The 13,771-nt window shown below is 68.2% G+C and carries 14 protein-coding genes and 1 pseudogene; 8 read left to right on the top strand and 7 right to left on the bottom strand.

Features of this window, described 5'->3' with window-relative positions; genetic code table 11:
• Positions 1–104: 104 nt before the first annotated feature.
• Positions 105–992: a universal stress protein gene (locus tag ACIREI_RS19190; RefSeq protein ID WP_403334125.1), complete on the top strand. Its 888-nt coding sequence runs from the start codon at positions 105–107 to the stop codon at positions 990–992.
• Positions 993–1,148: 156 nt separating this feature from the next.
• Here the strand turns inward: ACIREI_RS19190 and ACIREI_RS19185 are convergent, their stop codons facing one another.
• The 4 genes from ACIREI_RS19185 to ACIREI_RS19170 form a co-directional block, all read right to left on the bottom strand.
• Positions 1,149–2,273 (bottom strand): amidinotransferase, encoded by a 1,125-nt coding sequence (locus ACIREI_RS19185; RefSeq protein WP_403334123.1) that lies wholly within the window; start codon positions 2,271–2,273, stop codon positions 1,149–1,151.
• A gap of 174 nt (positions 2,274–2,447) precedes the next feature.
• Complete coding sequence (locus ACIREI_RS19180; protein WP_403334121.1) at positions 2,448–3,257, bottom strand: alpha/beta fold hydrolase; 810 nt, start codon at positions 3,255–3,257, stop codon at positions 2,448–2,450.
• Between the two features lie 645 nt (positions 3,258–3,902).
• Positions 3,903–4,877, bottom strand: a complete 975-nt coding sequence (locus tag ACIREI_RS19175) for an L-threonylcarbamoyladenylate synthase (protein ID WP_403334119.1) — start codon at positions 4,875–4,877, stop codon at positions 3,903–3,905.
• Positions 4,874–5,239 carry a helix-turn-helix transcriptional regulator gene (locus ACIREI_RS19170; RefSeq protein ID WP_403334117.1) on the bottom strand — a complete coding sequence of 122 codons (366 nt, stop codon included), beginning with the start codon at positions 5,237–5,239 and terminating at the stop codon, positions 4,874–4,876. The genes ACIREI_RS19175 and ACIREI_RS19170 overlap by 4 nt, the downstream gene beginning before the upstream one ends.
• Positions 5,240–5,503: 264 nt before the next feature.
• Here ACIREI_RS19170 and ACIREI_RS19165 point away from each other — a divergent pair.
• The 6 genes and pseudogenes from ACIREI_RS19165 to ACIREI_RS19140 form a co-directional block, all read left to right on the top strand.
• Positions 5,504–5,701: pseudogene (locus ACIREI_RS19165) on the top strand (hypothetical protein); the annotation flags it as partial.
• Positions 5,702–6,624: 923 nt separating this feature from the next.
• Positions 6,625–6,945: a hypothetical protein gene (locus ACIREI_RS19160; protein ID WP_403334115.1), complete on the top strand. Its 321-nt coding sequence runs from the start codon at positions 6,625–6,627 to the stop codon at positions 6,943–6,945.
• A 127-nt stretch (positions 6,946–7,072) separates the two neighbouring features.
• Positions 7,073–7,384 (top strand): helix-turn-helix transcriptional regulator, encoded by a 312-nt coding sequence (locus ACIREI_RS19155; RefSeq protein WP_403334113.1) that lies wholly within the window; start codon positions 7,073–7,075, stop codon positions 7,382–7,384.
• A 214-nt stretch (positions 7,385–7,598) separates the two neighbouring features.
• Positions 7,599–8,870: a tyrosine-type recombinase/integrase gene (locus ACIREI_RS19150; RefSeq protein ID WP_403334355.1), complete on the top strand. Its 1,272-nt coding sequence runs from the start codon at positions 7,599–7,601 to the stop codon at positions 8,868–8,870.
• Positions 8,871–8,949: 79 nt separating this feature from the next.
• Positions 8,950–9,855, top strand: coding sequence for a HipA family kinase (locus ACIREI_RS19145; RefSeq protein ID WP_403334111.1), 906 nt, complete (start codon positions 8,950–8,952; stop codon positions 9,853–9,855).
• Positions 9,852–10,130 (top strand): SelT/SelW/SelH family protein, encoded by a 279-nt coding sequence (locus tag ACIREI_RS19140; protein ID WP_403334109.1) that lies wholly within the window; start codon positions 9,852–9,854, stop codon positions 10,128–10,130. The genes ACIREI_RS19145 and ACIREI_RS19140 overlap by 4 nt, the downstream gene beginning before the upstream one ends.
• Positions 10,131–10,134: 4 nt before the next feature.
• Here the strand turns inward: ACIREI_RS19140 and aceB are convergent, their stop codons facing one another.
• Together aceB and ACIREI_RS19130 are read right to left on the bottom strand one after the other, a co-directional pair.
• Positions 10,135–11,760, bottom strand: coding sequence for a malate synthase A (gene aceB, locus ACIREI_RS19135; RefSeq protein ID WP_403334107.1), 1,626 nt, complete (start codon positions 11,758–11,760; stop codon positions 10,135–10,137).
• A 210-nt stretch (positions 11,761–11,970) separates the two neighbouring features.
• Positions 11,971–12,573, bottom strand: a complete 603-nt coding sequence (locus ACIREI_RS19130) for an NTP transferase domain-containing protein (protein ID WP_403334105.1) — start codon at positions 12,571–12,573, stop codon at positions 11,971–11,973.
• 212 nt (positions 12,574–12,785) lie between these two features.
• Between ACIREI_RS19130 and ACIREI_RS19125 the strand changes: the two genes are divergently transcribed.
• The gene (locus ACIREI_RS19125; protein ID WP_403334103.1) at positions 12,786–13,079 is read left to right on the top strand and encodes a DUF5955 family protein; all 294 of its coding nucleotides are present in this window, start codon (positions 12,786–12,788) and stop codon (positions 13,077–13,079) included.
• A 1-nt stretch (position 13,080) separates the two neighbouring features.
• Here the strand turns inward: ACIREI_RS19125 and ACIREI_RS19120 are convergent, their stop codons facing one another.
• Positions 13,081–13,767, bottom strand: coding sequence for a DUF6304 family protein (locus ACIREI_RS19120; protein WP_403334101.1), 687 nt, complete (start codon positions 13,765–13,767; stop codon positions 13,081–13,083).
• Positions 13,768–13,771 lie beyond the last annotated feature (4 nt).

Raw genomic sequence — 13,771 nt, 5'->3', positions numbered from 1 at the left:
GCACGGCAGGCGAGCGCCCCACGCGCAAGGACGCCCCTCCGCCCCGGTACCCCGAGTGGGTGGCATGCGTCTGGCTATGGCGCCCCGGACGGGAGAAGCAGGCAATGAACGGACCGGTGGTAGTGGGAGTGGACGGTTCGCCCTCCGCCCTGGCAGCGGTGGGCGCCGCAGCCCAAGAGGCGTCGTTGCGAGGTGTGGAACTGCGCGTGGTGCATGCCTTTCTGTGGCCCGCCATGCACGCCCCGCCCCGTCCGTCGCCGCTGGGTCCTCTCACCGGCGCCCTGCACGAAACGGTCGAACGGATCGTGGCCGACGCCGTGGAACGGGCGCGGAGCCAGGCTTCGGGCCTGCCCGTCAGCCATGCAGTGGTAGCCGGTGAGGCATCGACGGTCCTGCAAGCACAGTCGCGCAGGGCGCAGCTCATCGTGGTCGGTCATCGAGGCTATGGGGGCTTCGCCGAGCTGCTCGTGGGTTCCACCGCCGTACATCTGAGCGCGCACGCCCGCTGCCCGGTGATGGTCGTGCGAGGCCGCCCGGAGCCGGCTGGTCCGGTGCTGGTGGCTGTCGACGGCTCCCCAGGTGGGCAGCGCGCCATCGCCTTCGCCTTCTTGGAGGCCGTCCTGCGGGGCACAGACCTGGTCGCGCTCCACGCCTGGAGCACCTGGACCGATCACGGCGAGCACGCTCTGGGCCGCCCGGTGGATGTAGTGGATCTGGTGGGCGACGTGGACCGGCTCCGGCAGGAGGAAGAGCAAGTGCTGACCGAAGCTCTCGCAGGACAGCGCGAGCAGTACCCGGGCGTGACCGTACGGCCCCGTCTGGTCCGCGGGCGCACCCGCCCGGCACTGATCGAAGCGAGCGCGAACGCCCAACTGATGGTGGTCGGAGCACGCGGGCACGGCGGATTTACCGGCCTGCTCCTGGGATCGGTCAGCCAAGCCGCCCTCCATCACGCCCACTGCCCGGTCACTGTGGTGCGCTCCGACCTCTGACCGCCTCACCGGAGGCTGCGGCGGCACCGCGGAAACCCCAGCCGCCGCGACGTACGCAGGCGCCGCAGTATGCCGGTGATCCGGAACTGCACGATGCCTCCCGCTGCTGAACCGTTGACCTCGTCCGCTCTTTGGTGCGTACGATCGGTGGGCCGATCAGGGGAAATACGATTCGAGCGTGCCGCGGCGCCGGATATCGAGCGTCGCGCAGTGGAATGAGCCGCCGAACGGCGCGTAGTGCAGCAGATCGCACGGGATCGGCTCGAACCCCCATTTCTCAAGCGCGCGCAGCATGCCGGTGTGGTGGCGCTCAGCGATCACTCGTTTATCGTCGATCATGAGCACGTTCATGCTGAGCCATTTGCCGCACATCGAGGTGATCCTGAGCAGGCGCTCGTCGATCGGATCGGGCTCGGGAGCGACCAGGACGTCCCACGAACTCAGGATGCCGGGCAGGCGGTCGACGTCGACGTATTCGGGATTGACCAGGACCTTGCCAGGCGCGAGCGGCACGAACGTCGTGTCGATGTGCATGGGCGTGCGGCAGCGGCTCTCGATCTCGTGGATGCGATAGCCGGGCCCGAGATGGCGGCGCAACCAGTCGATGCCCATCCGGTTGGTGACGTTGCTCCGCGTCACGAAGAGGTCGCGACCCGCGCGCACGAAATCCGCCGCGTCGAACACCGGCTCGAACTCGGTGAGGATGTGGCGCACCGGCTCGTCGGCCTCGGGGATGCGGAAATCCGCCTCGAACAGTTCGTCGGTGAGCTGCGGCTTCGGTGCCGCCGTCCAGCGCGCGCCGCGCCGGAAGTAGTCCTTGAGGATCGCGCGGTAGGAATGGGTCTCGAAATACCGGCACGGCCATGCCATCGGGGTCTCGATGATCTCGTCGCCGATCACGAGCAGGCTGTCACGCGGACAGGTGTTGCAAAAACCGCGCGACGACCAGTCGGGGGTGCCGAAGCGTCGCCTGTGATCGACCGCGTCTGGGCGCATGACCGTGATGCCGAGAGACCGCAGAAGAGCAATGAACCCATCGAGCTCATACTGAGCCCGCTCGATCAGCACGCGCGGATACCTGAAGCCGGCGGCCAGCCCCTGCAACCGCGCCGCCCACGGTGGCATGTTGCACGCCACGACTGGATGCTTGGACGGGATCGTCGCGGCATCGAGACGCCCGACGATGATCTCCTCCAGCGGGTCCCACTCGTTGTGTGAATTGACCGGCGAAACGAGAGGCTCCGCAGCGTTGACACTCGCGGCCGAGGGTGCCGACATCATGCGTAATCCACATCCCACGCAGGGGCATCGCTGCCGACCGCCGCCGTCGGAATGCCGGGACTCTGTGCAACCGCCATACTCAACCGCTCCCGATCGCAAAACATAATTCACTGAGGTTTTCTCAGCAGTTCCCCTGCTCCACCCTCTACAGCAGTCGACGGTCGAGAACGGTGGCTACGGGAGGTCTTGCAGGAACGGCCTGATGGTACTTACGAGTTCCTCAGGGTGATCCAGCTGCGGGAGGTGCGTGCCTGGGGTGTGTCTCACTTCGACGCCGAGTTGCCCGGCGAGCCAGCTGGCGACCGCGTGAAAGAATGATGCCGATTCTTCGCTGACGAGCACCAGAGTCGGGACACGGATGGCAGCCATGGTGGCGTCGTCAGGGCGGTAGGGCTCGAAGGTTCCCATTTCGACGCCGAAGAGTGTCTCGCCGTTGGCCGACATCCGCTGGCGCAGACTTGGCTTCATGCCCTCCCAGTTGGCGTCACCGGCCGCAAAGCGCATGAAATGCTCCACGGCTTTCGAAGGCCCGCCCGCTGTCATCCCCTCTTGGACGACAGATCCGACAGCTGCCTGGACTTCGTCGGGCTTCTCCAGCACGGACGGGAGCGGCGGTTCGTGCAGCATCGCGCCCCGCACGAGGTTGGGGTAGCGGATGAGCAGGTCGAGAGCGATGGTTGCCCCGTAGCTGTTGCCGTACACCGCGGCGGGGGCAACCCCGAGCACGGTCAGGAGGGCTGCTGCATCGTCAGCCTGCTCAGCAACCGAGGTTGAGTTCCATCCCATGGGGCGAGGGCTGCGGGAGTTTCCGCGTCGATCGTAGGTAACCACCGTAAACTCACTCGCGAGCAGGTCTGCGACATGCTCGAAGTGTCCGGCATCGCCGGTGGCTCCCGAGATGAAGAGCACCGTGGGGCCTGCACCACGAACCTCGCAGTAGAGGTCGGCGCCATTCGCGGAGATGGTGTGCTGATCAACTCTCATTGGCTGAGTGCTCCTCGCGGGCGCGACTCGGAAGGCGGGCACGCGCTTCCGTGGGGCGATGGTGATCAGAAGCTACTCGGGCGGTCTTGGCCCGCCGGGTACAGACACGCTCCTGGAGTTGACGCACAGCAGGCTGCTGAGGTCTTTCTCAGTGAAATGATCTCCGTGGAGCGGTGTGAAGTGCTCGAACTGTATGGGTCGGACACATGGGGTCCTGGCCGAGGACAGGCGCGTAGCCCCTGGTAGGACCACCCCCAGCAGAAGGTTCGCCCACCCCAGCCACATCAGGACAGCGGCGGACACCTCCCAGCCGAGTCCCGCATCAAGCCCCGCCCCTGCGCCGAGCGCCGCTCCCTCGATGACCAGGCTGGTGAACGGCCCGCTCACGGCCGCGAGAAGGCAGCGCCGGGGGCGGGCGGCTTGCCCATCTCGGTCACGCCTCCCAGGGCAGACCGGTGAGCGCCGCGCCGAACCCGTCACGAATTCGCCCGGCACCCGCCTCCGGGAGCAATGAGGGCACGCCACCCATCCCTGGCGGGCCTGGTCAGGACGGTTGCTTCCAGGGGAGGCACGACCTTGCGCAGGGTCGGACGCGCATTTGGTGGGCACTTCGGCAGCACCTTCGAACGGCGTCGATGCTGGTACTTAAGAGAGCCGGGGCCCCGCGGCGCGGCGGAGCCGGTTGGCGATCGCCATTCCCAGCCCCTCCTCCACCGGCAACGACGCGACGATGAGGTCGCACCCTTGCTGGTCGAGCTCGCGCAGGAACCCGTACAGCCCGTGCGCGTAGGCGGCCATCGAGGCGGGGACCGCCACCACGGCGTGCGCCTTCACCGGAGTGTCTGCGAGGGAGGGGGGAAGAAAGACGCCCACCTGGTGCCCCAGCTCCTGCGCGAGTTCCGCTTCGGCGACGACCTTCTCCGGTTCGACGAGGACGACCCGCGCCCGCGGTGCGTAGTGGGACGGATGCTGGCCCGGCACCCGCACCCGGCTCGTCGAAGGGACCGCAAGCGGGCACCCCAGCACCGCTTCGAGGTCCTCGCGCGTCACCCCGCCGGGCCGAAGGACGCTCGGGATCTCGCTCGTGCCGTCGAGGATGGTCGACTCGACGCCGATCTCGCAGGGGCCGCCGTCCAGCACGAAGTCGACGGCACCACCGAGCTCCGCACGGACGTGGTCGGCCGTTGTGGGGCTGACCGAGCCGAAGCGGTTGGCGGACGGTGCCGCCACCCCGCCGCCGAAGGCCGCCAGCAGCGCGAGGGCCACGGGGTGGTCGGGCACCCGCACAGCCACCGTCTCCAGCCCACCAGTAGCCTCCAGAGGCACCCGGCGACCGCGCCGCAGAACCAGCGTCAGCGGCCCCGGCCAGAAGCGCTCGGCCAACAGACGCGCCGTCGCGGGCACGTCCTCGACCCAGTCGCCCAGGTGCTCCGCGCCCCCGATGTGAACGATCAGCGGGTGAGAAGGCGGGCGCCCCTTGACCTGGAAGACACGCGCGACCGCGGCGGAATCCTCGGCATTGGCGCCCAGACCGTAGACGGTCTCGGTCGGGAAGGCCACCAGACCTCCGGCGCGCAGCACACCGGCCGCCTTCTCGATGTCACTGGTCCTCGCGGTCACGTCTTGCAATCCTCTCGCTGCGCGGCGTCGGCGTCGGCGTCGGCGTCCGTGTCCTGGAGCTTGTGGCCGGCCATGAGCTCCAGGAGGGCACCGACGGACAGGCCGGCCTCGGCCGGGTGCCGGAACGGCCCGTCGCGGTTGACGATGTACTGGGTGCGCCGGCCGACCCGTTGTCTGTGCAGATAGCCGGCCTCTTCGAGCGCGGTCACGATGCGCTGGGCGGAGCGATCGGGGATCTGGCATGCGGTAGCGACCTGGGTCAACCGTGCGTGGGGGTCCCGGGCGAGCGCGGCGAGCACCCGCGCATGGTTGGTCAGGAACGTCCACCGGCGCTCCTGGTGATCCGTGGCGTCAGCAGCCATCCCCGCCCCGTTCCCCGCTTGATGGGCGATGCAGAATACCGGAAACCCTCATCACCCATTTTGGCAGAGACGAGCATGACCGTAGTGCCGTCCGTGCTGGATGCGTGCACTTGCCGGTGCACCTGTCGTTGACTTGGTGCGGCACAACGTTGTGCACTTGTGTCGGCGGCTCCGCGTCCTGCTCTCCCGCGCGGGCCTGGGCTGCATCCTCTCCGGTGAACCGGCCGGTCGGGCGGCTCCGGGCATCAGGTACCGACATGTCCGGAGCCTGTCTCGGTCCACAACCGCGAGCAGCTCACCCACCTCGTGGCGCAGTCCCAGCGGATCGGCCTGATCAGCGAGACGGACTCGGAACTGCTGAAAAGTTCGCTGGCCGAGCCCGAGATCCCGGTACGGGTCCTGCGGCTCCCGGCCGCCGAGATCACGTCGGTCGACGGCGGCGCAGGTGCTGACGAGATCCTGTGACTGGGTGCCGACAGCGACCGCACACGGCTCCGGAGCCCTTGCCCGGCGGTGGTGTGTCGCGCCGCGTGGCACCGTGTCAGTGTCTTTTGGCGGCATGCCAGAAGGCGCTTCTAGGGTAGCTGAACTCTCATCAGGAAGCACCCCCTCTTTGTTCTGCTGGCAAACCGGTGTGTACCGCTATGAAGGCAGTTCGCCGACGGCAGACCAATTCGAGGTGGAACGGACTGGAAGTAACCGTCCGTGCTATGTCAACCTTGATCATGTCGGGGTGTTGAAAGTGTCATGGGAGGGCGGTTCGATACCTCTCGCCCGGCCGTCCGTGCAGGCTTCCGGAGTGCCGGTCCACCTATGCCTCTCGTGGTGCCTGGTGGGGCTTCGCCACTGGTTCCTAATGGGTAAGTCGGACTTCGCCTCCGGCTTATAACACGCAATCGCCGGTTACCCAAACCGGCGATTGTCCGGAGTATTGCAGGTGTTCGTCGGTGCGATGCCGAGAATGCCTTGCCCTGCAGCAAGTACATCCCCGAGTACGAGGAGTTGCCCCTATGTGTGCTGCCGTTGTTGATGAAAGGTTTCTGCTGTCGGATCGGCAGCGTGATGACCTGCTGGACTGGATCGGTCAACGTCCGCTGAACGGACGCCCGTTGCGCGCCTTTCTGTCAGCCATCTCCTTTGCTGCGCTGAGGCCGCAGGAGGCACTTGCGCTGCGGGTTCGTGATGCGCATCTGCCCGACGAAGGCCCTGGCGCTCTCGTGATTCACTCCCGCCGACTCGCGGATGGGGACGAGGAAGCGGAGGGAGCGGGTGAACCGCGGGTCGTTCCGGCGTGCCCGGAACTCGTAGAGGTCTTGAGGGCCGAGGCAGCCCGGCGGGGACTTCGTCCCGATGGCACGCTGTTCACTCGGGATGACGGTCGGCCGTTGTCGGGCGCGGTTTACCGCAGGGCGTGGGACGGGGCACGGAAGGCGGTCCTGGAGGTGCACGAGATCGATTCGCCACTCGGCAGGCGTGTCTCCGACCTCCGAGACGCCCGCATCGCAACCTGGTTGAGCGGGCACCGCACCGCCTTGGAGGTCTTCAAGGTCGCCGAACGCGTCGGCGTCAGCGCCCCCTCACTCGCCCGGCGCTTCCCACACTGCTTCCAGGCGTCGGGTGAGGTCTCCAACGACCTCATCGAAGCCTCCTTCGCCATGACCGACCTGGACTGCGAGGCGAAGCCCGCCGCCGCCCTGAACCCGTAACGGTGCGTCGATCTGCGGCTTGACCGCGGATGTCGCCGCGCTTCCAGCACAGGCCGCGGGCGGAGGAGTCCCGCACTTCACCCGCCCGCGGCCCCCCACTACTCACTTCTCTCGCACAGGACTTCCCATGCCTGCACGCCCGCTACCCGATCCCTCCACCGCACCTGGCGCGCCCGGCGCCGTCGGCAAAGCGTTCCTGAACGTCAGGGACGCAGCCGAGTACCTCGGCCTCTCACCCCGCACCCTGTACGTCTGGCGGCACCGGCGCCAAGGACCCCCGAGCTTCCGCATGGGTCAACGCGGCCGCGTCATGTACCGGCTGGAAGCGCTCGAAGCCTGGGTCCACGAACAGGAACAGGCTGACTCGCGCTCCAACCCGGCCCTGAGCCCTCTGAGCGCTGCACCTCAGCATCGATCCGGCTATACGGCAAGCGCTTGACACAAGGCGCCTCGTAAAGGTCGCGGTCGCGTCATACCAGCGAGAATCCCTCGGCGCCTGGATCCAGTGAACAGGGAGGGGCCGACTCGCGCTCCAACCCGGCCCTGAGCCCACTGAAAGCCGTTCCACAGCATCGCTCCAGCCGCATGTGCAGCGCCTGACGCACCGCGCGCCATAGAGCGCCGTTTTCACCCCCGTCGACAAGGAGACGCACCTGCCCGGCTATATCGAAGATCGCTGGATCAAGAAGAAGAAGGACCCGATAACCGGGAAAAGAGAACGAACCGCCCGCTACGGCGAGGGGAAGCGATACAAGGTTGCCGGCATACCCGGGGTCCGGGATCGCTCCTTCGACACCTTGGAAGATGCCAAGGCGTGGCTTCGTCGCGCAGCCACGGATGAGGAGCGGGGCGAGTTCGTCGACCCGCGTGACGGATCCATCACGCTGGCCGACTACATCGCGATGCATTGGGCGCCGGGCAGAGGCGGTGTTCCGAAGACCCAGGACAACCAGGAGCGGAGAGCGCGCCTTCACATCATTCCGCACTTGGGCCAACTCCCCCTCAGGAACATCACGGCGGCGGATCTGCGCGCGTACATAGTTAAGTTGGAGTCAACCGTCTCCTCGGTCGACTACCAGCGCGGCATCCTGTCGGAGCTCTCCTCCATTCTGGAGGCGGCCGTCGATGACAAGCGGCTTGCCGGGAACCCCATGCACGCGAAATCTGTGCGGTGGCCCAAGGCGCCACAGGAGCGACGCGATGCGTGGCCGTTGGAGAGGGCGCTGCGGGTCCGCGACGTCATCAACCCGCGCAACCGGATAACCGTCGTCCTCGGTCTGGGATGCGGGCTCCGTCAGGGCGAGGTGTTCGGATTGAGCCCGGAGGACATCGACTACGCGAAAGGCGTGCTTCATGTCCGCCGCCAAGTCCAAGCGATCAAGGGGAGGCTGTACTTCACCCTGCCGAAGGGGAAGAAGACCCGTGTCGTCGACATGCCCTCCTCGGTGGCCGAGGAGCTCAAGCGTCATGCCGAGGCGTTTCCGCCGGTGAAGGTGGAGCTCCCGTGGGGGAAGCCGGAGGCGGAGGGGCAGCGGAGGAAGTTCTCCCTGCTGCTCACCACACGATTCGGCAACGCCATTGCGGTGAACACGTGGAACACCTACACCTGGAAGCCCGCTTTGGCCAAGGCTGGCGTCATCCCGCCGCGTGTCAAGGGAGCAAAGGACTGGCAGTGGGAGGCTGCGCCGAAGGATGGCTTCCATGTGCTGCGGCACACCTATGCATCGATCATGCTGGAGGCGGGAGAGTCCGTGGTGACCGTGGCGCGGTGGCTCGGCCACTCCTCGCCGGCAATCACCCTCGGTTACTATGCTCACTTCATGCCGGAGGCCGGAAGCAAGGGGCGGACGGCCATTGACGGACTGCTGGGGAGGCAGGGAGATTTGCATGCCAGTCGAAACTCCCCAGATTCTCCCCAGGGCTGATGACGGGCAATTCTCGCTGTTGGGTGCCTCCGAGGCTGACCGTGGATTGCAAGGTCAATGAAGTGGGTGGCCTGAGAAAGTGCTGAGAGAGGTCACTGCAACCCGCTACGTCGCCCCCCTGCGCTCCGGCGGCTCCGTGCCCGGAGTCGTCGAGGCCGACGACCTGGGCACGTACGTCGTCAAGTTCACCGGCTCCGCGCAGGGCCGCAAGGCGCTGGTCGCCGAGGTGATCGTCGGCGAACTGGCCCGCGCCCTGGGGCTGCGCTTTCCCGAACTGGTCCTGGTCCACTTCGATCCCGCGATCGCGGAGCACGAGCCGCACCAGGAGGTGCGGGAGCTGCACGCGTCCAGCGCGGGGGTCAACCTCGGCATGGACTACCTGCCGGGCGCGGCGGACTTCACCCCGGAGGTCGCCGAGGCCTTCCGCGTCGATCCGCTGGAGGCCGGCCGGATCGTCTGGCTGGACGCCCTGACCACGAACGTCGACCGTACGGTGCACAGCTCGAACCTGATGGTCTGGCCGACCCTCGGGACCGTCCCCCCGCGCCTGTGGCTGATCGACCACGGGGCGGCCCTGGTCTTCCACCACCGCTGGGACGGCTCCGACCCCGAGAAGGCGTACGACTTCCGCCACCACGCCCTGGGCCGCTACGCCCCGGACGTGCGGGCGGCCGACGCGGAGCTGGCGCCCAAGGTGACCGAGGAACTGCTGCGGGAGATCGTGGCAGAGGTCCCGGATCCCTGGTTGACCGACTTCGCCTCGCCCGACGAGGCACGTGAGGCCTACGTGACGTACCTCCACGCGCGCGTGCGCGCCTCGCAGCAGTGGCTGCCCACGGACTTCCCCAGCCGGGAGGAGCTCGCCGCCGAGGAGGCCCTCCGGGCGGCGAGGACACAGCAAGGCCGGCCGAAGTGGCTGCAGCGGGTCCCCGACCTGCACGGCAAGCCGGCCGCGGAACAGGATTGGTCGGTGCACCTCGGATGAGTGGCCGTGTGGAGATCGAGTACTGCACCCAGTGCCGCTGGCTGCCACGCGCGGCATGGCTGGCACAGGAGCTGCTCACCACCTTCGAGGCGGAGCTGTCCGAGCTGGCGCTGAAGCCCGGCAAGGGCGGCGTCTTCGTCGTCCGCGTCGACGACGAGGTCGTATGGGACCGCAAGGAACAGGGCTTCCCGGAGCCCACGGCCGTGAAGCAGGCCGTACGCGACCGAGTGGCCCCGGGGAAGTCCCTGGGCCACTCGGACAGAACCGTTTCCTGAGGGCTCAGCCCTTGAGCTGCTCGTACGCCGGCAGCGTCAGGAAGTCCGCGTAGTTCTCGTCGAGGGAGACCTCCAGGAGCAGGTCGTGGGCCTGCTGCCAGTGGCCGGCCGCGAAGGCCTCCTCGCCGATCTCCGCGCGGATGTTGGACAGTTCCTCGGCGGCGACCTTGCGGGCCAGCTCCGGCGTGGCCTTCTCGCCGTTCTCGAACTCGACGCCCGCGTTGATCCACTGCCAGATCTGGGAGCGGGAGATCTCGGCGGTGGCCGCGTCCTCCATGAGGTTGAAGATGGCGACCGCGCCGAGGCCGCGCAGCCAGGCCTCGATGTAGCGGATGCCGACCTGGACGGCGTTGACGAGACCGGGGTACGTCGGCTTGGCGTCCAGGGAGTCGACGGCGATCAGGTCGGCCGCCTCGACGTGGACGTCCTCGCGCAGGCGGTCCTTCTGGTTCGGCTTGTCGCCGAGGACCTTGTCGAAGGACTCCATGGCGATCGGGACCAGGTCGGGGTGGGCGACCCAGGAGCCGTCGAAGCCGTCGCCGGCCTCGCGGTCCTTGTCGGCGCGGACCTTCTCGAAGGCCACCTTGTTGACCTCGGCGTCCCGGCGGGACGGGATGAACGCCGCCATGCCGCCGATCGCGTGTGCGCCGCGCTTGTGGCAGGTGCGGACGAGGAGTTCGGTGTACGCCCGCATGAACGGGGCGGTCATCGTCACCGCGTTGCGGTCCGGGAGGACGAACTTGGCGCCGCCGTCACGGAAGTTCTTGACGATGGAGAACAGGTAGTCCCAGCGGCCGGCGTTCAGCCCGGAGGCGTGGTCGCGGAGTTCGTAGAGGATCTCCTCCATCTCGTACGCGGCCGTGATCGTCTCGATCAGGACGGTCGCGCGGACGGTGCCCTGCGGGATGCCGACGTAGTCCTGCGCGAAGACGAACACCTCGTTCCAGAGGCGGGCCTCCAGGTGCGACTCCGTCTTCGGGAGGTAGAAGTACGGGCCCTTGCCGAGGTCGAGCAGACGCTGGGCGTTGTGGAAGAAGTACAGGCCGAAGTCGACCAGCGCGCCGGGGACCGGGGTGCCGTCCGCGTCGACGAGGTGGCGTTCGTTCAGGTGCCAGCCGCGCGGGCGCATGACGACCGTGGCCAGCTCCTCGTTCGGGCGCAGGGCGTACGACTTGCCGGTGCGCTCGTCCGTGAAGTCGATGTTCCTGGTGTACGCGTCGGCCATGTTCACCTGGCCGAGGATCACGTTCTCCCAGGTGGGAGCCGAGGCGTCCTCGAAGTCCGCGAGCCAGATCCGCGCGCCCGAGTTGAGGGCGTTGATGGTCATCTTGCGGTCGGTGGGGCCGGTGATCTCGACCCGGCGGTCCTGGAGCGCGGGCGGGCACGGGGCCACCCGCCAGGAGTCGTCCGCGCGGATCGCGGCCGTCTCGGGGAGGAAAACGAGCGTGGACGTACGGGCGATCTCGGCACGGCGCTCCGCGCGGCGGGCGAGGAGCTCGTCACGCCGGGGCGTGAACCGGCGGTGCAGCTCGGCCACGAAGGCGAGGGCCGCCTCGTTAAGGACCTCCTCCTGCCGGGGCAGGGGCTCGGCGTCGACGATGGCCAGCGGGGACGGCGCTGGTGCGGACATGAGCTGTCACTTCCTTCAGCGAGCTAACGAAGACGAGCGGTCGAGCTTTGGCACCGGGTGCCAGTCTTCCCGGATACGGCGAGGAACGCCCGGGGAACGGTCGGGCGCTTCTGAACAGTGGATACTAGTTTCCTCATGGTGGAAGTTCAATTGTTTGTTGACATCGAGATTCTCTGAGTCGAGGCAAGGTGGCTCTGGGTGCCACCGCCCTTACTCAAGGTGGGCGAGATCGGCCTCCGTGTCGATGTCGTAGGGCCGCGCCACGTCCCCGCACTCGACGAGACGGATCGCCTTCTCACGCTCCTTCAGATAGGCGCGTGCCCCTCGATCGCCGGTCGCAGTCGCCGCGATGCCCGCCCAGTGCGCGGCGCCGAACAGAACGGGATGCCCGCGTACGCCGTCGTAAGCGGCCGAGGCGAGCGACGTCTCGTCCTCGTACGCGGCCAGCACGCGCGCGACCGCCTCCGCTCCGATGCCGGGCTGGTCGACGAGCGAGACGAGCGCCGCCCTCGCCCCCGTACCGGCGAGCGAGTCGAGCCCGGCACGCAGGGAGGAGCCCATCCCGTCGGCCCAGCCGGGGTTGTCCACCAGCACACAGTCACCGAGCTCCGCCCGTTCCCGTACGGCGCCGGCCTGCGCGCCCAGCACCACGTGCACGCGGGCGCAGCCGGCCGCGCGCAGCACCCCGACCGCGTGCTCGACGAGCGGCCGGCCGCGGTGCTGCAGGAGTGCCTTGGGCCGTCCGCCGAGCCGTCGTCCACCGCCCGCGGCGAGCAGCAGACCGGCGATCTGGGGTGCTTCCTTCTCCGTCATGCGTCCTGCATACCTGACGCCCACGGGTGCGTCCGGTTTCCTTGGGCTGAATTTCGGTCCGTACGGTGGCGCGCCCGGCAGGGGGTGGCGTTTACTGACCCGCGTCCCGGCGCCCGGCCAACGCCAGGGTGGCTCAATGGGGGAGCGGGACTACTGGCGCACAACGGCGTGGAGGGGGGAGTGCTGTGTTGCGGAGCTTGGGACAGAGGCCGGTGACGGGCAGCGACGAGGACTTCAGGGTGGCGGAACTGCGGACGGCGGTGTCCCGTCTGCGCCGCGAACTCGCCGCGCATCCGGCCGATTTCCCGGACCGGGGGATCGCCGAGGACGAGCTTGCCGCGCTGGCCGCGATGACGGTCGACGGGGTGCCGGAGACACCGCGGCTGCGGAGGTCCTTGCTCTTGATCGCGGGGGCGATCGGGTCCGTGAGCGCGTTGTCGCGGGGTTTGTCGGATGTTCGTGACGCCGTGGATCTGTTCGGGGAGCAGTCGCGCGGGCGGGGTTAGCTCACTGGAACGGACCCAGGTAGGGGAACGGCCCCCGGTAGCCCCGGTTCGAGGTCCGGTGCTCGAACTCCTCGCAGAGCCATGTCTCCTGTACGAACTCCGTGCGCTCCTGCCAGATCGCGAAGATGCCGTGCGGGCCGTGTTTGCCGTCGCACCGCCGGTAGAGGTCCTTGGCGTCACGGAAGCAGGCCAGCCCCGCCATCAGCGGGGGGTTGCCGGGACTGTAGTCGGACCAGGCGCAGGCCACGCACGCCTTGATCCGCGCCCCTCGCGGCAGTGTGCGCTGGATGTCGTGCAGCGCTCCCTCGAAGTCGTCCTGGCCGTCCGTGTTGCGGTACTCGCGGCCGTCGAGGCGCAGGGTGGTGAACAGGCTCTGCTCGTCCAGGCCCGGGCCCACCGGGTCCCCGAGCCGCAGGGCGCAGTGCAGCACTCCCGCTCGCACGCCCCGCCCCTCGACCTCGACGGGCAGCGGCACCTCCCACTCCAGGAGGCAGGAGCACAGGGCCCCGTCCAGGAAGGAGAACTCCTGCTCGGGCGGGGTTCCGCCCAGGGCGCCGAGGTCGTCCATCATGTCGCCCTCGAAGACGACGCCCCTGATCGTCGTACGGATCGACTCCCGGCCGTCGGTCTCGAGGACGATCTCCTCCGAGCCGTGCCGGTCGGTGTAGCGCCCGGGCCAGCGCTGCATGGCC

Source organism: Streptomyces sp. NPDC093591 (assembly GCF_044764885.1).
GTDB lineage: Bacteria > Actinomycetota > Actinomycetes > Streptomycetales > Streptomycetaceae > Streptomyces.
Note: the sequence above shows the minus strand (reverse complement) of the source record. Positions and strands in the feature narration are given on the sequence as shown.